At 34.4% G+C, this 22,661-nt stretch carries 20 protein-coding genes; 9 read left to right on the top strand and 11 right to left on the bottom strand.

Going from position 1 to position 22,661, the window contains the following annotated elements:
• Window positions 1-60: 60 nt before the first annotated feature.
• The 3 genes from HNS38_RS07500 to HNS38_RS07510 form a co-directional block, all read right to left on the bottom strand.
• Complete coding sequence (locus tag HNS38_RS07500; RefSeq protein ID WP_172276785.1) at window positions 61-792, bottom strand: bifunctional 2-polyprenyl-6-hydroxyphenol methylase/3-demethylubiquinol 3-O-methyltransferase UbiG; 732 nt, start codon at window positions 790-792, stop codon at window positions 61-63.
• Between the two features lie 236 nt (window positions 793-1,028).
• Complete coding sequence (locus tag HNS38_RS07505) at window positions 1,029-2,528, bottom strand: glycosyltransferase family 39 protein (RefSeq protein ID WP_172276782.1); 1,500 nt, start codon at window positions 2,526-2,528, stop codon at window positions 1,029-1,031.
• Window positions 2,529-2,548: 20 nt separating this feature from the next.
• Complete coding sequence (locus tag HNS38_RS07510; protein WP_172346227.1) at window positions 2,549-3,298, bottom strand: MTAP family purine nucleoside phosphorylase; 750 nt, start codon at window positions 3,296-3,298, stop codon at window positions 2,549-2,551.
• Window positions 3,299-3,430: 132 nt separating this feature from the next.
• On the opposite strand from HNS38_RS07510, the gene HNS38_RS07515 reads away from it, so the two are divergent.
• From HNS38_RS07515 to HNS38_RS07550, 8 genes are read left to right on the top strand one after another with little or no spacing between them, the layout of a single operon-like run.
• Complete coding sequence (locus tag HNS38_RS07515; protein ID WP_172276776.1) at window positions 3,431-4,210, top strand: Rossmann-like and DUF2520 domain-containing protein; 780 nt, start codon at window positions 3,431-3,433, stop codon at window positions 4,208-4,210.
• Between the two features lie 2 nt (window positions 4,211-4,212).
• The gene (locus tag HNS38_RS07520; RefSeq protein WP_172276773.1) at window positions 4,213-4,737 is read left to right on the top strand and encodes an HAD family hydrolase; all 525 of its coding nucleotides are present in this window, start codon (window positions 4,213-4,215) and stop codon (window positions 4,735-4,737) included.
• 59 nt (window positions 4,738-4,796) lie between these two features.
• The gene (locus tag HNS38_RS07525) at window positions 4,797-5,753 is read left to right on the top strand and encodes a geranylgeranylglycerol-phosphate geranylgeranyltransferase (RefSeq protein WP_172276770.1); all 957 of its coding nucleotides are present in this window, start codon (window positions 4,797-4,799) and stop codon (window positions 5,751-5,753) included.
• Window positions 5,750-6,352 carry a Maf family nucleotide pyrophosphatase gene (locus tag HNS38_RS07530; RefSeq protein WP_172276767.1) on the top strand — a complete coding sequence of 201 codons (603 nt, stop codon included), beginning with the start codon at window positions 5,750-5,752 and terminating at the stop codon, window positions 6,350-6,352. The genes HNS38_RS07525 and HNS38_RS07530 overlap by 4 nt, the downstream gene beginning before the upstream one ends.
• 3 nt (window positions 6,353-6,355) lie before the next feature.
• Window positions 6,356-6,955 (top strand): DUF502 domain-containing protein, encoded by a 600-nt coding sequence (locus HNS38_RS07535; protein ID WP_172276764.1) that lies wholly within the window; start codon window positions 6,356-6,358, stop codon window positions 6,953-6,955.
• Between the two features lie 24 nt (window positions 6,956-6,979).
• The gene (gene surE / locus HNS38_RS07540; protein WP_172346228.1) at window positions 6,980-7,744 is read left to right on the top strand and encodes a 5'/3'-nucleotidase SurE; all 765 of its coding nucleotides are present in this window, start codon (window positions 6,980-6,982) and stop codon (window positions 7,742-7,744) included.
• Between the two features lie 38 nt (window positions 7,745-7,782).
• Window positions 7,783-8,886: a lipid-A-disaccharide synthase gene (lpxB, locus tag HNS38_RS07545; RefSeq protein ID WP_172346229.1), complete on the top strand. Its 1,104-nt coding sequence runs from the start codon at window positions 7,783-7,785 to the stop codon at window positions 8,884-8,886.
• Between the two features lie 48 nt (window positions 8,887-8,934).
• The gene (locus HNS38_RS07550) at window positions 8,935-11,022 is read left to right on the top strand and encodes a S9 family peptidase (RefSeq protein ID WP_172276755.1); all 2,088 of its coding nucleotides are present in this window, start codon (window positions 8,935-8,937) and stop codon (window positions 11,020-11,022) included.
• A gap of 129 nt (window positions 11,023-11,151) precedes the next feature.
• On the opposite strand, the gene HNS38_RS07555 is transcribed toward HNS38_RS07550, so the two are convergent.
• The 3 genes from HNS38_RS07555 to kbl all read right to left on the bottom strand — a co-directional run bounded on the left by HNS38_RS07555 (window position 11,152) and on the right by kbl (window position 16,593).
• Window positions 11,152-13,116 (bottom strand): HAMP domain-containing sensor histidine kinase, encoded by a 1,965-nt coding sequence (locus HNS38_RS07555; protein WP_172346230.1) that lies wholly within the window; start codon window positions 13,114-13,116, stop codon window positions 11,152-11,154.
• Between the two features lie 170 nt (window positions 13,117-13,286).
• A complete protein-coding gene (locus tag HNS38_RS07560; protein WP_172276749.1) occupies window positions 13,287-15,278 on the bottom strand; it encodes a sensor histidine kinase KdpD in 1,992 nt (663 codons plus the stop codon).
• A 124-nt stretch (window positions 15,279-15,402) separates the two neighbouring features.
• Entirely contained in the window at window positions 15,403-16,593 is a 1,191-nt protein-coding gene (kbl, locus tag HNS38_RS07565; protein ID WP_172276746.1) for a glycine C-acetyltransferase, read from the bottom strand.
• Window positions 16,594-16,875: 282 nt separating this feature from the next.
• Between kbl and HNS38_RS07570 the strand changes: the two genes are divergently transcribed.
• The gene (locus tag HNS38_RS07570) at window positions 16,876-17,964 is read left to right on the top strand and encodes a serine protease (RefSeq protein ID WP_172276743.1); all 1,089 of its coding nucleotides are present in this window, start codon (window positions 16,876-16,878) and stop codon (window positions 17,962-17,964) included.
• Here the strand turns inward: HNS38_RS07570 and HNS38_RS07575 are convergent.
• From HNS38_RS07575 to HNS38_RS07595, 5 genes are all read right to left on the bottom strand, one after another.
• Window positions 17,951-18,649 (bottom strand): response regulator transcription factor, encoded by a 699-nt coding sequence (locus tag HNS38_RS07575; protein WP_172276740.1) that lies wholly within the window; start codon window positions 18,647-18,649, stop codon window positions 17,951-17,953. The genes HNS38_RS07570 and HNS38_RS07575 overlap by 14 nt on opposite strands.
• A gap of 3 nt (window positions 18,650-18,652) precedes the next feature.
• A complete protein-coding gene (locus HNS38_RS07580) occupies window positions 18,653-20,047 on the bottom strand; it encodes a sensor histidine kinase KdpD (RefSeq protein ID WP_172276737.1) in 1,395 nt (464 codons plus the stop codon).
• A gap of 306 nt (window positions 20,048-20,353) precedes the next feature.
• Entirely contained in the window at window positions 20,354-20,890 is a 537-nt protein-coding gene (locus HNS38_RS07585; RefSeq protein ID WP_172276734.1) for a CvpA family protein, read from the bottom strand.
• Complete coding sequence (locus tag HNS38_RS07590; protein ID WP_172276731.1) at window positions 20,891-21,649, bottom strand: ABC transporter ATP-binding protein; 759 nt, start codon at window positions 21,647-21,649, stop codon at window positions 20,891-20,893.
• A complete protein-coding gene (locus tag HNS38_RS07595) occupies window positions 21,646-22,386 on the bottom strand; it encodes an ABC transporter permease (RefSeq protein ID WP_172276726.1) in 741 nt (246 codons plus the stop codon). The genes HNS38_RS07590 and HNS38_RS07595 overlap by 4 nt, the downstream gene beginning before the upstream one ends.
• Window positions 22,387-22,661: the final 275 nt, after the last annotated feature.

Raw genomic sequence — 22,661 nt, forward strand, 5'->3', positions numbered from 1 at the left:
CTTATAGCGTAATGAACTAGATACCATTAAGCTAAATAAATAATTGAACACATCTAGAGATTATTTCTTTTTACATACATGAATCTGGTAGGTATGCAAACCAGTAAAAACCTTTCTCAAAAGATTAAACGGACGCCAAAAACCATGCAATGGTGTATAGGATTTCCTCAAGACCTCGATACTTTGGTAATCTGTATTATCAAGAAACTCTAATACTTGCTTCACAGAATATTCTCGGACATGGCCCATGTGCCCAAGAGTTTCAAGTTTTAGAAATTGCTCATAGGGATTATCAAATCCTTCTCCTCTTAGGAAATTTACAATATTTCTAACTGAGTAGAGATTTGGTGTGGTTAATAAAAGAATACCATCTTTATGCAAAACCCTATTGATTTCACGAAGTGTTCTGATTGGATTGATTCGTAAATGCTCAAATATTTCGTTGAAGATAATAAACTGAAATTCTCCATCCTTAAATGGAAGCTTTTCATCTTCTACATTACATTTTACAATATCTAAATTTTGATCAGATATAAATTTAGCTTGACGACTTGGATCAATATCAGCACCTATTATGGAATATCCTTTTTGCTTTAAGACATGTGTTAAATGATAAGGAGAGGATCCTAGTTCAAGAATTTGTCCAGACTTATAATATTTTGATATTAACTGAATATCAAATAGATATCTTTTCCTATTTGACTTCAAATAATTCTTACTCCACTTATCTAAAGCTCCATCATAATGCTCTAGCTTTTCTTCTAAGTCTTTTAATAATTCTTGATCTGTCATTGAAAGCATTCTTTCTTATTGTTGAAAAACATTTTAGATTTCAAATATCCTACTGATTAACAATACCGTATGCATTTTTAAAAAGTTTTGGGAATTCATCAATAAACAATCTTAATAAATCCGATCAAAATTAGCAAAATTATCAATGGTTCCTAGATAGCTTTCAACCTATGAATTGAATTAAAAATTCAAAGAGACAAATAGAATTTTCATCACAAAAAAAATCTTCATTTGTATTAATTCAAATTCACTTCCAAATTTATAATTTTAATATTTTTATCACACAATAAATTTTCAGGAATAGCGCCATTATTATTGATCAGGATTCGAAACCCTTGCTTAGTTAAACCTTCAATAGTTTCCTGATTTGGAATATGAGGATACACTATTAAATCCGTATAAAACATGGCCTCAATTGGCTTGTTATAGTTAAAAAGGACTCCATCGCTAATATTCTTTTCATTCAACGATTTAAGATCTAAAACCCATTGAGGATTTCTATCTCTGTTTTCAAAAGGCTTAATACGCTCTAAACTGTATCTAATAGGAATCAGTATAAAAAGAGATAAAACAATATTAAACAACCATTTTAATCGATGATTATTCTTGTATTCTTTCAACATGAAATAGAACTCAGCTGTTATAAAAAACAAAACTGGAGAAGTGAATAGCAGATAGGCCTGCATTTTAGTTTTCGCAATAGAAAAGAACAAAAATGGTATGATGAACCAAATAGCAGCAGCCCATCTTTTTTTGTTTTCGGCATCTTTTACCATCATCCAGAAAAACCAAAGCAAAGGCAAATAGATATACTCACCATAATTTATTCGAATCTGATTTAGAAAGTAAAACACTGAACCAGATTGTCCCTCAACAGCTTCGAATAGGTGTTTGAAATTATAATTAGATTCCCATAAAGCCTCTTTTGGAAAAGCTGTAGAAATATAAACCTGCCAAGGAAGGAAAACAGCAACGGCAATTGCAATAATAATACTCAAGTGTAAAGCCATCCCTTTTAGGCTTAAAGTCTTAGAATCCCATAATAACAGGATCCAAACCGGCAATACAATAAGTCCTGGTAACCACTTAGTGAGCACCGCAGAACCTATACTAAGTCCAACTAATACGGTATAAATAAATTTCTCTGTTTTTATAAATCGAATAGTTAAATAGATAGCTAACAAAATAAAAAAGGTGAAAAATACATCAACATGATCAGTTGAAACTCTACCTCCCATCAGTTCCACCATCAAGCCATTTATGGAAAATAAAAATGCAGAGAAATATGCAATTTTCTGATTGAAAAAATACTTTCCAATGGAGAACACCAAATAAATACCTATTACACAGACAATAATAGAAGGCAGTCTCAATGCGATTTCATTTACTCCAAAAACCCAAAAACTAGCCGCTATAGTCCATAGAGCCAAGGGTTGTTTATGAACCCATATGTGATTTACGGTCCAATTGGTATAATCATATGGAAGAATAGGATTCTCGTAAAGAGTGGGAATAAGCGGATGTTTCATCATGTTTTTAGCTACCAAAGCATGATATCGCTCATCCCAATGGTGCAAAAAGAAATCGGTAGCTACAAAAAAATATAAAACTAAAGCAGCACTCATCATGATAAACAAGGCCATTTTAAAATTCTCTTGTTTAAAATTCTTCCACGAATAAAAATAAGCAATAACAACTAATAGTATAATAGAAATCGAAAATATGATATTATCCATTTTATAAAATCAACATTAAATTATTGTAACAAAACCGCTTTTAATAAACCAGTTACATTATGTGCATTTTTATGGAATACATCGAGAACAGATTGTGCATCCACAGGAGCTTCATCGGTTTTCCAGCAATCGTAATCGGTGCTCATGGCAATGGCTGTATAAGGAATTTGTAACTCGTTGGCTAAAATCACTTCTGGGGCTGTACTCATATTGATTAAATCGGCTCCCCATGCTCTGAACATGTGACTCTCCGCACGACTTGAAAACCTTGGTCCCTCGATAGTGATAATGGTTTTATTGAGATGATATTTTAACTGAGCCGCCTCCGCTAATTTGACCAATTGCTGATTCAATTCATCATTGAAAGGATCGGCAAATGGGGTATGATGAAACCCACCATCATTAAAATCATCGAAGAAAGTATTGGCTCTAAATCTGGTAAAATCGATAACTTGATTAGGAAAAACCAAATCACCAGGCTCTATTTCTTGTCTTAAGCTACCACATGCTGTAGCTGCAATAATAGCTTCACAACCAAAATCCTTTATGGCTTTTATATGTGCTCTGTTGTTCACATGTGTTGGGGTTATTTGATGTTTAAAACCATGACGTGAGAATATAAAAACTTCTTTTTCACCCATTTGTCCATGAATAACTGGTGCAGAACATTCCCCATAAGGAGTTTTAGGATGCAGCATTTCAGAATGATCAAAAAGATCAAGTTTTTCCAATCCGGAACCACCTATAATAGCTATTTTATTAAGATTCATATTTTTTCAATTTTGGCTCTCAAAAGTACTAGATTTCTTGCTAAATGCCAACGGCTAAAAGCTAAAAGCAGTCTATGATAATTCTTAATAAATAATTGAAAAGGATTTTTAAAAATCAATTACTTTTGTCTGATGTCAGAAATAAAAAAAATAGCATTTATTGGAAGCGGAAATGTGGCTTCTCATATGGCAAAATCATTCACAGACAAAGGCTTTACTATCACTGGCATTTATGGTAGAAATTTAATTACAGCGCAAGCTTTGGCAGCATTTACAAACTCAAAATGGGGAGCCATCTCAGATATCAATTTTGAGGAACACGATCTTGTTATTATTTCAGTTCCTGATAATGCCATAGCCGAAATCATTAATATTTTACCTCACTCAAATACGCTAATAGCTCACACTTCGGGGAGTATGGAGATGGAGGTTTTAAACAAATTTGGAAAACGTATTGGAGTCTTCTACCCATTACAAACCTTTAGCAAGGAAAAAGAAGTGGATTTCTCTAAAATTCCAATGATGGTGGAAGCAAAGACTGATGAAGACCTGGTAATATTAGAAAAACTGGCCCAAAACCTCAGCCTAAAAGTTTTTCGTATCACCTCGGCTCAAAGAAAAAAAATTCACATTGCAGCGGTATTTTCCTCGAATTTCACTAATTATTTGTACCATATTGCTGAGGATTTATTGACACAAGACAATATTCCTTTCGAAGTGATTCAGCCATTGATAGAAGAAACCACTGATAAAATACAGCATCTAAAACCCTATCATGCACAAACAGGACCTGCTGTTCGTAACGATTTAGAAACTATTTCTTCTCATCTACAGGATTTAGAATCTATTCCTGAATATCATGAAATATATAAATTATTAAGTCACCATATCATCAAATCAAGAAAACAATAATTATGGCAACAAATTATAAAGACAAACTACACACAATCACTACCTTTATATTCGACTACGATGGCGTTCTAACAGATGGCACCGTTTATCCTTCTGCCGATGGCGAAATGATGCGTGCTGCCAATGTAAAAGATGGCTATGCCCTTCAACATGCAGTAAAAAAAGGATATCGTATTGCTATCATCTCCGGTGGACAGTCAAAAACCATGGAGCAAAGAATGGCAGCTTTAAAAATAGAGGATGTTTTTCTAGGAGTGAGTAATAAGAAAGTTGTTTTTGAGGAATATGTAAAAAAGCATTCCTTAGAGATGAATGAGATTTTATATATGGGCGACGATATCCCTGATTATCAACTGCTAAAAACCGTCGGCGTGGCCACCTGCCCTAGCGATGCAGCCGAAGAAATTCTAGAGATTGCAGATTATATCAGCCATAAACCTGGTGGAAAAGGAGCCGTACGAGATATTCTTCGTCAAGTGATGAAACTACAGGGTAAATGGTTTGATGAGGAGGCTTTTCATTGGTAATTGAAAAATGTTCAATGTTCAATGTTTAAAGTTTTCTTTCAAATCAATTTCATTTCAATATGCATAAAATAAAAGCATTTTTCAAACTCATCCGCTGGCCAAATCTCTTAATGATTATGGTGGCACAATCCCTATTAAATTATATGGTGATTGGCCGGGTATTGAATTTGATTCATGTGGATTTACCTCTCTATCATTTTCAATTCATGCTATTGATGATGAGTACCGTATTTATGGCGGCATGGGGCTATGCTTATAATGATGTGGAGGATGAAAAAGTAGATGCCATTAATAAAGAAGAAAAACGAATCATTGGAAAAACCTTCTCCAAAAAAACAGGATTAAGTATTGCCTATTCTTTTTTGGCATTATCATTAATCCCGGCTTTTTATCTTTCTATCCAATTAGAAATGATTCAATTGGTATTTCTACATATCTTAATAGGAGTCGGCCTCTGGTATTATTCTAAGCAATTAAAAAAGACGGTTTTATTAGGTAATATCGCCATTAGCTTATTCACCGCTTTCAGTATTTTTATCGTTTGGCTTTATCATCTGGTGGTTCTTAAAATGGATTCAACAATGATGGTGAATAGCCAAAAACTGATTCCGTTTATCAACCAATTGGTTTTGTATTATTCAGCTTTTGCCTTTGTAATAAGCCTGATTAGGGAAATCACCAAAGATATTGAAGATAAAACTGGAGATGCCCAATATCAAATGAAAACTTTTGTGGTGGAATTTGGATTATCTAAAACCAAAATCTTACTCTATTCACTCGGAATACTCATGCTACTCATGCTGGGCTCAGCCATCTATTTTTCTTATTATTATCAATGGACTCAATTATCCATATATTTGGGCGTTGCTATAGGCATTCCCCTCCTCTATTTTCTTAAAACCCTAAAAAACAGCCAAAGTACTGAAGACTTTTCAAACTTAAGTATTTTAGCCAAAGTGATCATGCTAGCAGGAATTCTCAGCATGCAACTATTTTATATAAGCTACGGACTATGACCCAACTCAACAAAAGATTCGATCATTTAGATATTATCATGGCCTCTCGTTCTTCGCGTCGTCATGCTTTATTACGTCAATTGGATATCAAATTCAGAATCACCCCTTTAGATTTTGACGAAAGCTTTTCGGATAATTTAAAAGTTGAGGATGTAGCTCAATATATCAGTCATAATAAAGCCACCTCTTTTCCGCTGGACAGAATGAAAAAGAATACCTTGGTCATTACTGCCGATACCATTGTTGCTGTGGATTCCATTATTCTCGGAAAACCATGTAATGAGGCTGAAGCCAAGGATATGCTCAGGCTTTTATCTAACAGAACTCATCAGGTAATCACAGGGGTGAGTCTTAGATCTTTAGAAGCCACCAATTCATTTTCCGCCATTACCAAAGTAAAATTCAAGGAATTAAGCGAAGATGAAATTGAATATTATGTGGAAGAATACCAACCTTACGATAAAGCAGGAGGTTATGGAATACAGGAATGGATAGGAAAAATAGGGGTGGAATGGATAGAAGGTTCCTTTTACAATGTGATGGGATTACCCATTCAAAAGCTTTATCAAGAAATGTGTAATTTTACACCTAAATATTAAAGAATGAAATTCTGGAAAGCATTAATCAAATACTTTATGCAGGGACTGCTTTACTTAGTTCCTATCAGCGTGACCCTCTGGGTAATTATCTATGCTTTCAATTATTTAGACAGCTTAGTCAAACCCTATGAGCTCCAATATCTAGGATTTCAAATTCCTGGTCTTGGATTAGTAATATTGGCTCTACTTATTGTTTTCATTGGTTTTTTAGGTTCTTCCATCATATTTAAACCTTTGATTTCCCTTTTAGAAAACATCATCAATAGAGCGCCCTTAATTAAAGATATTTACTCTGCGATTAAAGATTTGCTAGGTGCTTTCGTGGGTAGTAAAAAGAAGTTTAACGCCCCTGTTTTGGTCACTATGAATGAAACGGGATTAAAAAGAATTGGTTTTGTGACTAGAGAAAAGATGGATAATATGAACATTCCCGAAGGTTATATGGTAGTTTATCTTCCCTATAGCTATGGAGTAATGGGAACCGTTATTGTAGTAAAAAACGAAATGGTAGAAACCATCAATCAATCCTCAACCGATATCATGAAATTTATAGTGAGTGGAGGAGTTACCGAAGTGGATCAAGAGAAAAAGCAAGTCAAGTAAAATTACAATCTGAACATAGCAGAAATGAAAAAATATAAAATATTAGTCACCAACGACGATGGCATAAATGCCCCTGGTATTCGTTTTCTTATTGATATTGCAAAAGAATTTGGCGAAGTTAATGTGATGGCTCCTGACAAAGGACAATCAGCTACAAGTCACAGCATTACCTTCGCCGATCCTTTGAGAATCAAGACTATTGAAGAAACTGATTCGTACAAAGAATACTCTTGTAATGGAACTCCAGTTGATTGTATTAAACTAGCCGAAAATGTGAAGTTGACTGAGCTTCCTGATTTGGTAGTTTCTGGAATCAATCATGGTAGCAATGCTTCTATTAATGTAATTTATAGCGGAACCATGGCAGCTGTTATTGAAGCTTGTATTGATGAAATTCCAGCCATCGGATTTTCCTACGATTCTTATTCTAGCCAATTAGATTTTGAACCAGCTAGGCCTTTCATGAAAACTATTATTAAAGGAATCCTTGAAAATGGAATGCCCAAAGATGTTTGCTTAAATGTAAATATTCCAAATACCAAAGAGTTGAAAGGAATAAAGATATGTAGACAAGCCAAAGCGAGTTGGAAAGAAGGCTTCGATACCAGAACCGATCCTAGAGGAGGAGACTACCATTGGCTTACTGGTCATTTTGAAGTAGAAGACAATAGCGAAGGCACAGATTTACACGCCATAGAAAACGGATATCTTTCAGTAGTTCCCGTGCAAGTAGACCTCACCGCTCACAAAGCCATTAATGATTTAAAATTTCTGGAAACTGAACTTTAAGTACTTTAAGTGCTCTAAGTATTCTAAGTACTTATTTTATGAAATACTATATTATAGCAGGAGAAGCCTCAGGGGATTTACATGCCAGCAATCTCATTAAGCATTTAAAAAATAGGGATAAGCAAGCCAATATTCGTGCTTGGGGCGGTGAATTAATGGAAGCACAGGGTGCTAAAATTGTAAAACACTATCGCGATTTAGCCTTTATGGGTTTTGTGGAAGTCTTGTTCAACCTCAGAACCATACTTACTAATATTAGCTTTTGTAAAAAAGACATCCTAAAGTTTAAACCAAATGCTATTATTCTTGTGGATTATCCGGGCTTCAACCTTCGTATTGCAGAATGGGCTCATGAAGAAGGAATCAAGGTGATTTATTATATCTCTCCTCAAATTTGGGCTTGGAAGAAAAGCCGAGTATTCAAAATCAAGAAATATGTAGATGAGATGATGGTGATTTTGCCTTTTGAGGAAGATTTTTATGCCAAATATGATTATCCTGTTTCCTATGTGGGCCACCCCCTACTCGATGCACTACCAAAGCCTGTTAGTATTGAAGATCACTTTCATAAAGAAAACCAATTAGATAAGAAACCAATTATAGCCTTACTTCCTGGAAGTCGTCAACAAGAAATTAAAAAGATGCTCAATATCATGTTGAGTCAAGTGCCTCATTTCCCCGATTATCAATTTGTAATTGCTGGTGCTCCCTCTTTAGAATTAAAATTCTATCAAGATATCATCGGAAACAATCCGGTTAAGATTATACAGAACAAAACCCATCAGCTCTTGCAACATTCTCATGCGGCCTTGGTTACTTCTGGTACCGCTACTTTAGAAACCGCTCTTATCGGTATTCCTGAAGTAGTTTGTTATAAAGGAAGTAGAATTAGCTATGAGATAGCCAAACGAATAGTCGATATTAAGTATATCAGTCTGGTCAACCTTATCATGGATCAAGAAATAGTGAAGGAATTAATACAGCAAGAATTAACGGAGAAACACCTGAAAGTAGAATTAGAAAAGATTTTAGAGGGTAAAGGACGAAAGAAAATGCTACAATCTTTTGAGAAACTGAAAGAGAAGCTAGGTTCAGGAGGCGCTTCGGAACGTGCTGCTGAAATAATTTCACAAAGCTTTTAGAAATAATTACTTTTGTAGATTCAGAAAACAAATCAAACAATTACAATAATGAGAAAAATAACACTCTTTGCTTTAATGTTGAGCTTTCTCAGCATTTCAGTGATGGCACAAAAGCCGTTAAAAAAGGAAGATCTAATTGGTAGACATGATATCAAATTAGAATCAGAAATTATGACTCCTGAAGTATTATGGTCTTTTGGCCGATTGGGCGATATTCAAGTTTCTCCTGATGGCAAACAGATCCTTTATGGGGTAAGCTATTATTCTAAGGATATGAATAGAAGCAACCGCGAGCTTTTTGTGATGGACATAGATGGAAAAAACCAAAAGCAAATCACTCATACAGGCTTTGGTGAGTATAATGCAGTTTGGCGTCCTGATGGAAAAAAGATTGGATTTATATGTGCTGCTGATGGCGAAATGCAAATTTGGGAAATGGATGCTGATGGTAAAAATCGTGAGCAAGTTTCTTATGTTAAAGGTGGTTTAGGTGGTTTTAAATACAGTCCCGATCAGAATCAAATTCTTTTCATTAAAGAAGTAAAACTAGACGAAACAGTTGCTGATGTGTATCCAGACCTTCAAAAATCAAGCGGAAGAGTAAATAATGACTTAATGTATCGCCATTGGGATCATTGGGTAGATTCTTACACACACATTTTTGTAGCTCCTTTTGTATTGAATAAAATGGGACTAGCAACAGACATTATGCCAGGCGAAAAATGGGAAACTCCAATGAAGCCTTTCGGTGGGATGGAACAAATCAACTGGACTCCAGATAGCAAAACCATCGCCTATACTTGTAGAAAAAAACAAGGTATGGAATGCAGTATAAGCACCAATTCTGATATCTATTTCTACGATCTAGATACTAAGAAAACTACCAATATGACAGAAGGAATGATGGGCTACGATATGGCTCCTGTATTTTCTCCTGATGGTAAAATGATGGCTTGGGAAAGTATGGAAAGAGACGGCTATGAAGCGGACAAACAAAGACTATTTACCTTAAACCTAGAAACTGGTGAAAAGATATATCATACAGAAGATTTCGACCAAATGGCTCATGGCCTAAGCTTTTCTGAGGATGGTAAATCTATATATTTCATCTCCGATTGGCATGCCACTGATGAAATTTATCAGTTGACTTTGAAAGATAATAAAATCAGAAAAATTACTGAAGGTGTTCATAATTACCAAGCGGTTACACACGCTGGAAATCAGTTGATAGCTCAACGAGTAAGTATGAGTAAACCTGCAGAAATATATGCGGTTGATCCTAAAACAGGAAAAGATACTGAATTAAGTTTCGAGAACAAACACCTATTGAGCCAGCTTAAATTTGGTGAAGTCACCAAGCGTTGGGTAGAAACTACAGATAACAAGCAAATGTTGGTTTGGGTAATTCTTCCTCCAAACTTCGATAAGAGCAAACAATACCCTGGTTTGCTATATTGCCAAGGTGGACCACAAGGAACAGTAAGTCAGTTTTGGTCTTACCGTTGGAATTTCCAAATGATGGCTGCCAATGATTATGTGATCGTTGCACCAAACCGTAGAGGATTACCTGGTTTTGGCCAAGAATGGTTAGAGCAAATTAGTGGTGATTATGGTGGGCAAAATATGAAAGATTATTTAAGTGCTATTGATGCTGTTAAAGAAGAACCTTGGCTTGATGCAGACAGACTTGGTGCTGTTGGAGCTAGTTACGGTGGATTCTCTGTTTATTGGTTGGCTGGACATCACAATAAAAGATTTAAAGCTTTTATTGCTCATGATGGTATGTTTAACCTAGAGCAGCAATATTTAGAAACTGAAGAGATGTGGTTCGTGAACTGGGATTTAGGTGGTCCTTTCTGGGATAAACATAATCATACCGCTCAAAAATCATATGCCAACTCTCCTCATCATTTTGTTCAATATTGGGATACACCATTAATGGTGATTCATGGCGAATTGGATTATAGAATTGTAGCTTCTCAGGGTATGGCCGCTTATAATGCAGCTGTATTAAGAGGTATTCCAGCAGAATATTTATATTTCCCAGACGAAAACCATTGGGTATTACAACCTCAGAATGGGATTTTATGGCAACGAAGATTTTATAATTGGTTGGATAAATGGCTAAAGGAGTAAGTTAGCAGTTAATAACTAACAGATAATAGTTTTGCTACGACAAGATGGATTGGCTTAACTTAGTTTATACCAATATCAAAAAATCCGCTTCAAAGATTTGAAGCGGATTTTTTATTCTTTGTTTTAAAGCTATTTCTTTGGTATTTTGAAAACAACACTAGTTCCTTCTCCCAATTTAGAGTCCATATTTATTTCTCCTCCCATTAACTCAACACAAGCTTTACTTATAGCCAAACCCAATCCAGTTCCTGAATGTTTTACATTTTTTTCATCATCTTGACTCCTCGAAAAGCGATTAAAAAGCTGAGGAAGATCTTCTTGTGAAATTCCAATTCCAGTATCAATAACGGAGAATTGTATTCCATCGGCAAAAGAACTCACGGTCAAGGTCACATTTCCCTCTTTAGTATACTTCATACCATTGGTTACCAAATTAATAATTGTCTGTTTCAATCTAGTGGCATCAGTATATATGTATTCCATTCCATTTTCCAACTCGTTCTTCAAACGGAAAACTACCTTAGGCTGCTTAGGGTGAATATATTGAGCATATATGGTTTCTATAGCCTCCTCTATCACTAAATTTAGATTCTGATATTTTTTATGAATCTGCATCTGCCCTGCTTCAATCTTCGATAAATCAATCATATCGTTAATCAAAGCTAGTAGATAATTACTGCTATTCTGTACTTCTACTGTATATTCTTTTACATCCTCATCCAAATCTGGAGTAGCCATCAATAGACTACTAAATCCCATAATGGCATTCATTGGTGTTCTTATTTCGTGGCTCATATTAGCTAAAAAGGCTGATTTTAACCGATCAGATTCCTCCGCTCTCGCTATCAGTTCATCTCGTCGATCTAAAATACTTTTGAGGTCTTGCTGCACTAGATGAATAGCATTATGCAAATCGGCAAATGGATTTTCCGACTCATCAATATGAGCCCCACTAAACTCATATTCAGCATCCCAAGAAAGCCTACCCAACTTTCTGTATAAACTATCTATTTCATGCTGTTGTCGTTCTTGTACAAATTCTAAGCGATTTCTCAACTGCTTTTTTGACAAGCCTTTAATTCTATCTTTGCCAATAAACTGGCTTTTCTGAACTTTAAGTTGCGACTCAATTTTATCGAACATATCACTTGCTGAATTCAATAAGTCTACCTTGAGACTTAAGTCGAAAATAGGTAAAATAGTTCTTGCTAATTTTGTAGTCATTTTTAAACCAGACGACATATGAAAAAAACCACCACTCAGTATATTTTTTTCATTTTTAGTATACCATTTTATAGCTTCTTTTCTGAATTTAGGGCTTAATCTTTTGGTATTTGAAAAATCGACATAAAGATGATATTTTCCATCTTTCAATTCCAACTCCTCCACAACACTTTCAAATGCCGCTTTACTTTCAGGTTGTATATCTACTGAAAATGTACCAGAGAAAATACGTAATAATATATTATCACCAATAAGTATAGTCTTGGATTCGGCAGCACCGGACTTAAAATCCCAGATCTTATTAACACTGTATTCCTGGCCCGAATTACTCAATATCGTTAATCCTTCCTTCCATTGATGACTGAAAACATCCCCTTCTTTACGTAAGTTAAATACATCATTAGTAATCTTACACTTAAGAAAATTCTTTGAAGAGGCAATATCTTTTATAGCCTCATAATAATCAGAAAATATTTTAGTATTTTGAAACCTATTGGATACTAATTTCCCTGCATTAATCATCACTTTAAGCAAAGAGGAAGTATTATAAAAATAAATATTATGAATGTTTTCTATGTTGTCTTTCAACCATTGGATATAATCGTATCGTGTTCGAGCATTTACACCATTCAACTCAGCATAATTATGAACCAAAAAATACTTTCTTCCTTCAAACTTTTGCTTGATGATACCACTTATTTTTGGCCAAATATCTTTACGGCTATTTATGGTTGGAGTACCTTGAGCCTCGAGGTGAACAATGTTTCCATCGATGATAGAAAGTTTGAGAGCATAATTATGATTAGGAGAGAAAAAAGACCATTCTGGTTTTTCTTCAATATGAAATCCTGTTAATCGACATTTTCTCATTTCAAATTGGTTTGGTTGCGCTTATAAACTCTGACTCAATATATATAAACACCTCATTATATCCAGAGTACTGTATAAATAATAGTGCAAATATGTGCACTTCTACGCAAATAAACTGAAATAGTTCTGAAAACTCTTAATTTTATATGGAAGGGAAAGAAAAGGAAAATCTATTCTAATGTTTTGGTTTGCAATGGTTCATCTATGGGTATTTCAAATGCAAATACAGAACCCTTTGATAATTCAGACTCAACAGAGAATGTACCTCCTAGCAAATCGATACAAGCTTTTGAAATAGCCAATCCTAAACCCGTTCCATTATAGGAAATGTTTTTCTGAGAATCTTGACTACGGCCAAACCTATTAAACAAATATGGGATATCCTCCTCCGAAATTCCAATACCTGTATCTTTAACCTGAAATAAGACATGGCCTCCAAGTCTAGATACCTTTAATTCTACGCCTCCTTGTTTAGTGAACTTGAAAGCATTAGATAATAAGTTATTCAAGACCTGAGTGACTCTCGTTGAATCAGCATATATAGATATATTTTCTTTCTCCAACTGATTTATTACATTAAACCTCACTTTAGAATCATCAGTATTATTTACCTTATGACTAAAGTTTTCACAAACTTCTCTAATCACATTATTTAAAAGTACATCCTCATTATAAATGACTAATTGACCTGCTTCAATCTTTGAAATATCTATAATATCATTAATGAGTGTAAGGAGAAACTTACCATTTCGACCAATCACATCAACAAAAACTCGGGACTCCTCTTTTATTTCTGGCATATCGAGCAAGAGATTAGCAAAGCCAATGATAGAGTTCATGGGAGTTCTTATTTCATGACTCATATTGGCCAAGAAAGCCGATTTCAACTTATCAGACTCCTCAGCTTGAGCTATTAAAACATCTCGTCTATCTAATATACCTTTTAAATCATCTTGGATCAAGCGGACTGCGTTATGTAAATCAGCAAAAGGATGATTAGATTCATCAATATCATATTTCTCAAATTTATATTCTTCATCCCAAGATAAGCGACCCAATTTATAAAACAACTGGTTTATATTATTATCTCGATCTACTCGTTCGTCTTTGATTAATTTAATCAATTGCTCTTTGCTTAGATTGCTTAAATCATCATGGCTCTTTGTTTTATTAACTTCATTGGTTTTATAATCTTCAATCGCATTAAAAATATCAGATACATTTTTGATGATAAATAGCTTCTTTCTTAATTGACTTGAAGCAGTAAAAGAGATAGCCACGTTAATCGCGTTCTGTAAAATTGGTGATAAATGAAAAAAACCACTCGTTAATATCTTATCTGCATGCTTTAAATACCATTTTACAGAATCTTTTCTATACTTTAACGAAATATTTGTTGTTTCTGAGAAATCAATATAAAAGTGAAAAGTTTGATTGCTTAGATTTAATTCATCTAAAATATCATCTAAGGTTTTCTCTGTATACATTAATGTATCATCACTAAAGCTACCAAAGTAGAGCCTAACTAATATATTCCGTTGCACTTGATAGGTAATTGTATATCCTCCTTCAAAGTCATTCCGCCACTCTTTCAATACTGGATAATAAATCCCAGAAATGGATTTAAAAACAATACCCTTTTTCCAATCCTTCACCGAAATATCATTTCGTTTAGCTAAATCGATTATTCCAGTTGGCTCCAAGAACTGAGGCTCATCTCTTTGTTTTATATTTAGAATTGTACTCTGATAATCCTCAAATATTTTTACCTTATTTGGTGATTTAGAAACCAAAGAGCCCGCTTTAATCATCACTTGGGATACTGAAGTAGTATTAAAGAAATAAACGCCATGAAAGCTATCCATATTTTTATTAATCCAGCTAATAAGACTGTATCGAGACCTTGGACTTCCTCCATTAGTTTCAGATAAATCCATAACCAAAAAGTATTTATTATCGTCAAACCTTTCTTCTATTAGGGAGATAAGTTTAGGCCTGATATACTTCTTATCAAGATAGTGAGAATACCCCATAGGTTTAACCAGTAGAATACATTTATTGATTATTGAAACCTCAATACGATAGGAATGGTCTAAGTTTTTAAATACCCAATAAGGATGTGATTCTATTTCATAGCCAGAGTATGGACAAATACTTATCATATTTTAGTATTGAGGAAATAGATGGTTGGCACTGTGTTTAATGCTCAAAATTAAGCATTATATTTTCATATTACAACAAAAGCCACCCTAAAGGATGACTTTTTATACCATTTATAGAAGTTTATTATTTCAAAACACCCAATTCTTTTCCAACCTTAGTAAAAGCAGCGATGGCTTTATCTAAATGTGCTATTTCGTGAGCAGCAGAAAGTTGAACACGAATACGAGCTTGCCCTTTAGGAACTACTGGATAGTAGAATCCAATTACATAAATACCTTCATCTAATAACTTAGCAGCAAAATCTTGTGAAAGCTTAGCATCGTAAAGCATCACGGCACAAATAGCTGATTTTGTTGGTTTAATATCGAAACCAGCAGCAGTCATTCTTGCCATGAAATAATCAGTATTAGAATGAAGTTTATCTTGAAGCTCATTAGTTTCATCCATCATCTCAAACATCTTGATACCAGCATTTACTACCACTGGAGGCAATGAGTTAGAGAATAAATATGGGCGAGAACGTTGACGTAACATCTCAATGATTTCTTTTTTACCTGTAGTAAAACCACCAATAGCGCCACCAAAGGCCTTTCCTAATGTTCCTGTAATGATTTCCACTTCGCCACGAATATCGAATAACTCGGTTACTCCTCTACCAGTTTTACCAACAACACCAGCAGAGTGGCATTCGTCAATCATCACCATAGCATCGTATTTATTTGCAAGCTCAACAATTTTATCCATCGGAGCTACATTTCCGTCCATAGAGAAAACACCATCTGTAACGATGATTCTATAACGTTGTTTTTGAGCCTCAATTAATTGTTTTTCTAGATCCTCCATATTAGCATTCTCATAACGATAACGAGCTGCTTTACACAAACGAACCCCATCAATAATAGAAGCATGATTTAAAGAATCAGAGATGATAGCATCTTCAGAGCCTAATAAAGGTTCAAAAACACCACCATTGGCATCAAAAGCAGCAGCATAAAGGATAGTATCTTCAGTACCAAAATAATCAGCAATCTTTTTCTCCAAAGTCTTGTGATAATCTTGTGTTCCACAAATAAATCTAACTGATGACATACCGAATCCTCTATCATCAAGAGCTTCTTTTGCAGCCTGAACCAATTTCGGATTATTTGATAAACCTAAATAGTTGTTGGCACAAAAATTCATTACCTCTTGCCCAGTAGAAACGTTAATTACTGCACCTTGTGCACTAGTAATTACTCTTTCATCTTTATATAATCCAGCCTCTCTGATATCGGCCATTTCTTTTTGCAAAAACTCTTGAAAACCTTTATACATATTATTTTCTTTTTAATCTGTTAATCATTTTTTCGAGCTGCAAATTTACAAAAAAAACCGGCTCCTTAAGAATGGATTTTCATGTGTAATTTACTGAATCTGACAACGCTCATAAACAAAAGCCCTTCTTCTTTGTACTTTATTATTGTTCAATAGCGCACAAATTCCTATCATTACTTTTAACATCTCTGTATGAATCCTACAATTTCATTTTTATTATCTTTACCCGTGCATTATGAGCGTAACTTGTAAAACCATCACCTGTTCATTAAATATCGTATTATGAGAAAAGTCATTATTTTATTGTCGATTGCACTATTTTTTACTTTTACCTCCTGTCAAACCTATACCTTAAAGACCGTTTACCCCACTCTTAATGATGGGAAATATGATACCGAATTCCCCTATAAAACCTGTTCAAAGCAAATAGGTGAGGTGGCTCGAAGCATTAAAAAGATTCACTGTATTGCCGAATACAAAACCTATGTATTCCCACATGAGATGCAAGTGACAGAAGATATGATTGATAAGAAATTCTTGCGTAATGATGATATCATCAAACAATTTGATTCAGAAAGTGTCATCGGAACAGCCACAGTGATATTTTATGATGGCGAAAGAATAGGTTTATTAACTTCTGCTCATATTATCAATTATCCGGATACCATTATTGGGTATTATGAAGTATTCAAAAAAGGTGAAGTAAAAACCATTCAAACTTTTTCAGTTAAGAGCCGTCAACTTAATTATGTGAGAGACCTTCCCATCAGTAAAAACCTCAAAATATTAGCGATGGATGAAGATCAAGACATTGCAATATTGGGAGAAGAAGTGGATAAAGATAGAAAACGAGAAGTACATGTATTTAATTATCCTATGGGGAACTCTGACGAATTGGAATGGGGTAGTTTTGTATATATCATGGGCTATCCATCAGGTTACCAAATGATAACAAGAGGAATAGTAAGTACGCCTGGCGGAAAGCACAAGAAAAACTTCTTAATTGATGCTTTGTTTAATAAGGGGATTAGCGGAGGAATAGTTTTAGCCATCCGAGATGGAGTTCCCAATTTTGAAATGGTGGGTATGGCCAAATCAGTAGCTGCAAACTATGAAAACATCCTGGTCCCAGAGGAGGAAAGCCATATTAGAAAGTATAATCCCAGCATGCCCTACAATGGAAACTCTTATGTAAAAGTAAAGAAAAACATCAATTACGGAATCACTTACTCAGTGGCCAGTAATAGTATTAGAGATTTTATCAATGAACACCAATTAGAATTGGCTGACCAAGGTTATTTATTCACCCAATTCCTTAAGGGTCCAGATAAAAAAGAAATTAAAAATGTGGAGGATACTAATCCGAAGTGATGAGCTTAAATCCTACACCATGTACATTTAAAATTTCGATAGTAGGGTCTCCTTTAAGATATTTACGCAATTTGGTAACGTATACATCCATGCTTCTTGCATTAAAATAACTATCGTCTAACCAAATCTTTTTTAATGCCTCACTTCTATCTAAAGTCTCATTCTTACTAGCGCATAAAAGCTCTAGCAAAGCAGCTTCCTTACTTGTTAACTTTTGGTCTACTCCACCAATGCTCAAAATATGTCTGATTACATCGAAAGAATAATTACCAATAGTGTATGAATCTACTTGCTTAGCTGTTTTTTTCGCCTGTGCCCTCCTCAAAATAGCTTCAATACGAGCCAATAACTCATCCATATGGAATGGCTTCGATAAATAATCATCGCCCCCTGCTTTAAATCCTTCCATTACATCTTCTTGGAGTGATTTGGCAGTTAAAAACAGAATTGGTGTATTCTGGTCGGTTTCTCTTATTTCGCGAGCTAAAGTAAACCCATCCATTACTGGCATCATCACATCAAGAATTAAGAAATCGAATTCATTTTCCTTATATTTCTCGAGTGCTTCTTTACCATTAACACAAAGGGTACACTGATAATTCTTAGCATCTAAATAAGCTTTCAATACTGTACCTAAATTTTTATCGTCCTCTGCAAGCAGAATATTCAAATTTTTATTTTCCATATCTTATTGTTTTAATGGTAAGTATACACTAAATGTACTACCTTTTTTAATTTCACTATCCACTGTAATTTTTCCTTGGTGTTTTTCCACCACTGTTTTTACATAACTCAATCCCAAACCAAAACCTTTCACATTATGAACATTCCCAGTAGGTACTCTAAATAATTTATCAAATACCTTTTTTTGGTTAGATTTACTAATTCCAATGCCATTGTCTTTTAAGCTAAAAATGATGCCTTCTCCTATATTCTTTGTCTTAATTAAAAGAATAGGAGCCCATGGTGTGTATTTATTCGCATTATCCAATAAATTAAATATGATATTGGTGATATGAATTCTATCAGCAAAAACCATTGGGTTTTCAGCCTCTAGTTCCATACTTATTTTACCACCTTTTTTCTCCACCTGAAGGTTTACCTTTTGTATGGCATCACTAATGACATCATGAATATTAATATCTTCAGGTTTTAAAACTACTTCTCCTTTTTGCAGACGAGCGCTTTGTAAAATTCTTTCGGCCATGCCTGCCAATCTATTATTTTCTTCTGTAATAATATTGAGATAGGTTTCGTAGACCACTGGGTTTTTTGCCACATCGCTATCTGTTAATGCTTGACAAGATAAGGAAATAGTTGCAATAGGTGTTTTAAACTCATGGGTCATATTATTAATAAAGTCATTCTTTATTTCTGATAATTTCTTCTGCCGAAAAACTGTGGTAATCACATAGGTAAATGAAATAATAATGGTCAATATCAATACAACTGATAAAGCCAATAAAACCCAGATTCTAGTAATAAGGTAAGACCTTTCGTTGGGAAAATAAATCTTTAATAAATTTTGAGGACTAAATATTTCTCCTGGAAACAACAGGTATCGAAAACTCGAACCCATTAATTCTTCTGGGTACTGACCTGTTTTTTGATGAATCAATGCATTCCTCATGGGACTATAAATACCAAACTCATATTTGGTATGTATTCCTGCTATCCTAAGTTCAATCTTCAATAAACTATCTACAAGACTCCTACTCACGCGATTCTCGATGAGACCACGGTCTTTAGTGACATTAGAGAACATACTTTCAATCAGCTTTCCAGTTTGGAAATTACTACCTATTGCTGGATTTGGTCCTATTATTTGAGAGCTCCCCCATTGACTTAAGTCTTCTATCCTAAAAGTTTGAAGAGAATCTTGCTTAATCCATTTCATTCTAGCTCTATCCAGCTTTTCTTTTCTCAAAGAAATCATTTTTGTTCTGTCGATTCTATCGAGCTGAAATACCACATTTTCTACAGCCTTATTCACATCCCTGTTAAAGATGGCTTCTCGAACCATAATCGCATTCTTTATCCAGTACACCTGAATGACCACTAAAAGGATTAATGTCACAGACATAATGCTGATTATAAAGTATATGATTTTCTTATTCAAATGGTCTTTGTTTTTAGCAAAGATAAAAGCTTAAAATGTGGAAACTACTGGTTTAACACTCTTTAACGCTTGTTATAAGCGCTTAACAATTGCAAGAAGCTAGAGGCTATATATTTGCATCAATGATTAACACATAATTTTCTCATACAACAGCTAGTTGTGAAACTGGCCACATTGAATAAATGATTTGATTTTGATTTTTGGTTTATGCAGGCTTCCCCCAAGATAGCCTGCATTTTTTTTGCCTTTACTTTTCAAACATAATCAGCACTATATATTTGGATGCAAGACTTTCTCTTTTAACTCATCTGCATCGAAATCAAATTCTATATCTCCATAAATATTGATTAAATGATCTGCTATGGGCTGAACATAGGGATAGAACAAGCTATTTTCGGATAAATCCTCACTGATAATAACTTTCTTTTTATCTGCTTTTTCGATAAAGAAAAGGACAAAACTAAGTAGAACTGCTGCTTTTAATACTCCAAAAGCTCCCCCAGCACTTTTATTTAAAAAGCCCAAAGCCACAATATCAACTAGTTTTTCAACTAACTTTCCTATTAGATTAACAGCAATCACCACCAAAATAAAGGTAACAATAAAACTGATTAAGGAGAGGTATTTTGTTTTTAGTTCAAATGTTTCTTTTAAAAACTCTGCTGTAACATCGGAGAAATAAAGGCTCACAAAAACCCCAAGTAATAAAGCAACTAAGGAAGATAACTCTACCACTAATCCCTTTTTAAAACCCACATATGCCATCCAAACCACTGGAATTATAAAAACAATATCTAATATGCTCATTTATCTATATTTTGATTGTTTTAATCTTTTAGTTAATTCTGTAGAGAATACAAAATCATTTAATATTTCATTATCTGAATCTAGAATTTCATCTCGGTTTCCTTGCCAACAAATTTGGCCTTCATTTACAAATGAAATATGATCCCCTATCTTTAAAACAGAATTCATATCATGGGTATTCACAATGGTCACAATATCATATTCCTCAGTAATCTCGGCAATTAAGTCATCGATCACACCTGCTGTATTAGGATCAAGTCCACTATTGGGTTCATCACAAAACAGGTACTTTGGACTATTGGAGATGGCACGAGCTATGGCAACACGTTTAATCATTCCACCACTCAATTCTCCTGGCATTAATTTATTAGAATTAACCAATTTTACTCGTTCTAAAACTAGATTTACTCGTTCGAGCTTTTCTTCTTCGCTCATGGTGGTAAACATATTGAGAGGAAACATCACGTTATCTTCCACATTATAGCTATCGAATAAAGCTCCTCCTTGAAATAACATTCCAATCTCTTTTCGAATCTGTTTGCGGTCTTTCATTTTCATTTCTGAAAAGTTTCGACCATCAAAATCGATATGACCATCGTCTACCTCATGTAATCCGACCAAACATTTCAATAGAACAGTTTTCCCTGCCCCACTCTTACCAATAATTAGGTTATTCTTTCCTTTCTCAAATTGAGCAGAAACAGATTTTAGAACTTGATGTTCTCCAAAGCTCTTCGATATATTTATGGCTTCAATCATATTAAAATAGTTTGTGTTAAAATTAGATTGAAAACAATTATTAAAATACTGGCATAAACTACAGCTTTAGTACTGGCACGCCCCACCTCAATAGAACCTCCTTTGATAATATACCCTTGAAACCCTGCAATGCTCACAATGATAATAGCAAACACCACCGTTTTAATTAAAGCATAAAACACGGTGAAAGCATCGAACCAAGATCTCAAACCCTGTATATATTCATCAGGGGTGAAAAGATTAGTTAGAGAAGCTACTATAAAACCACCAAAAATACTGACCACCATAGAGAACACAATTAATGCTGGATGAATTAGAATGGCTGCAATGAGCTTAGGGAATACCAAAAAGTTTGCTGGATTTATTCCCATGATTTCTAGGGCATCAATTTGTTCTGTCACTCTCATGGTTCCTACTTGTGAAGCAATACTAGAACCTACTTTTCCGGCCAGAATCAAACTAATCATGGTAGGACTAAATTCCAAAATGGCCATTTCCCTGGTGGAATAACCAATCATTTTCATAGGAATAAGAGGATTGTCAAGATTATAAGCTACTAATATAGATACTACAGCTCCCATAAACACAGAGATGATAACTACTATGCCAAAAGAATCTACACCAATAGCATAAAACTCGGTCATCAATTGCTTATAAAACACTTTACGCTTCTCTGGCTTAGATAAAACTTGCCACATAAATAACAGATACCTACCTGTTTGTTGAAAAAAATTCATCTGCAATTTTTGTTTCTATATAAACGCTAAATTACAGATATTGTTTGAAAGGGCAAGTGGAAAAATATTCAGGTCAGTTTTTTTACATCGTAATTAAATATCATAAATTCCAATTCAGGAAGACAAAACAGTTAAAATAAAAGAGAGATTGGCTTCTTATTTTAATAAAAAAACTCCTAAAACCAGGTCAAGTCCAGTCCTCAGAGTTTTTTTAATAAAGCTCTATGCTCTTCGCCCTAAGCTACAAAATCAAAGTAACAGAACCCTTATAAGTC

Source organism: Lentimicrobium sp. L6 (genome assembly GCF_013166655.1).
Lineage (GTDB): Bacteria > Bacteroidota > Bacteroidia > Bacteroidales > UBA12170 > UBA12170.

Excerpts from the sequence above, each read along its gene's own strand:
- HNS38_RS07515 (WP_172276776.1), top strand. The coding sequence starts at position 3,431 with ATGTCAGAAATAAAAAAAATAGCATTTATTGGAAGCGGAAATGTGGCT.
- HNS38_RS07535 (WP_172276764.1), top strand. The coding sequence starts at position 6,356 with ATGAAATTCTGGAAAGCATTAATCAAATACTTTATGCAGGGACTGCTT.
- HNS38_RS07570 (WP_172276743.1), top strand. The coding sequence starts at position 16,876 with ATGAGAAAAGTCATTATTTTATTGTCGATTGCACTATTTTTTACTTTT.
- HNS38_RS07580 (WP_172276737.1), bottom strand. The coding sequence starts at position 20,047 with ATGTCTGTGACATTAATCCTTTTAGTGGTCATTCAGGTGTACTGGATA.
- HNS38_RS07510 (WP_172346227.1), bottom strand. The coding sequence starts at position 3,298 with ATGAATCTTAATAAAATAGCTATTATAGGTGGTTCCGGATTGGAAAAA.
- HNS38_RS07520 (WP_172276773.1), top strand. The coding sequence starts at position 4,213 with ATGGCAACAAATTATAAAGACAAACTACACACAATCACTACCTTTATA.
- HNS38_RS07585 (WP_172276734.1), bottom strand. The coding sequence starts at position 20,890 with ATGAGCATATTAGATATTGTTTTTATAATTCCAGTGGTTTGGATGGCA.
- HNS38_RS07530 (WP_172276767.1), top strand. The coding sequence starts at position 5,750 with ATGACCCAACTCAACAAAAGATTCGATCATTTAGATATTATCATGGCC.
- surE (WP_172346228.1), top strand. The coding sequence starts at position 6,980 with ATGAAAAAATATAAAATATTAGTCACCAACGACGATGGCATAAATGCC.
- lpxB (WP_172346229.1), top strand. The coding sequence starts at position 7,783 with ATGAAATACTATATTATAGCAGGAGAAGCCTCAGGGGATTTACATGCC.
- HNS38_RS07560 (WP_172276749.1), bottom strand. The coding sequence starts at position 15,278 with ATGATAAGTATTTGTCCATACTCTGGCTATGAAATAGAATCACATCCT.
- HNS38_RS07550 (WP_172276755.1), top strand. The coding sequence starts at position 8,935 with ATGAGAAAAATAACACTCTTTGCTTTAATGTTGAGCTTTCTCAGCATT.
- HNS38_RS07505 (WP_172276782.1), bottom strand. The coding sequence starts at position 2,528 with ATGGATAATATCATATTTTCGATTTCTATTATACTATTAGTTGTTATT.
- HNS38_RS07525 (WP_172276770.1), top strand. The coding sequence starts at position 4,797 with ATGCATAAAATAAAAGCATTTTTCAAACTCATCCGCTGGCCAAATCTC.
- HNS38_RS07575 (WP_172276740.1), bottom strand. The coding sequence starts at position 18,649 with ATGGAAAATAAAAATTTGAATATTCTGCTTGCAGAGGACGATAAAAAT.
- HNS38_RS07590 (WP_172276731.1), bottom strand. The coding sequence starts at position 21,649 with ATGATTGAAGCCATAAATATATCGAAGAGCTTTGGAGAACATCAAGTT.
- HNS38_RS07500 (WP_172276785.1), bottom strand. The coding sequence starts at position 792 with ATGACAGATCAAGAATTATTAAAAGACTTAGAAGAAAAGCTAGAGCAT.
- HNS38_RS07595 (WP_172276726.1), bottom strand. The coding sequence starts at position 22,386 with ATGAATTTTTTTCAACAAACAGGTAGGTATCTGTTATTTATGTGGCAA.
- HNS38_RS07555 (WP_172346230.1), bottom strand. The coding sequence starts at position 13,116 with ATGAGAAAATGTCGATTAACAGGATTTCATATTGAAGAAAAACCAGAA.
- kbl (WP_172276746.1), bottom strand. The coding sequence starts at position 16,593 with ATGTATAAAGGTTTTCAAGAGTTTTTGCAAAAAGAAATGGCCGATATC.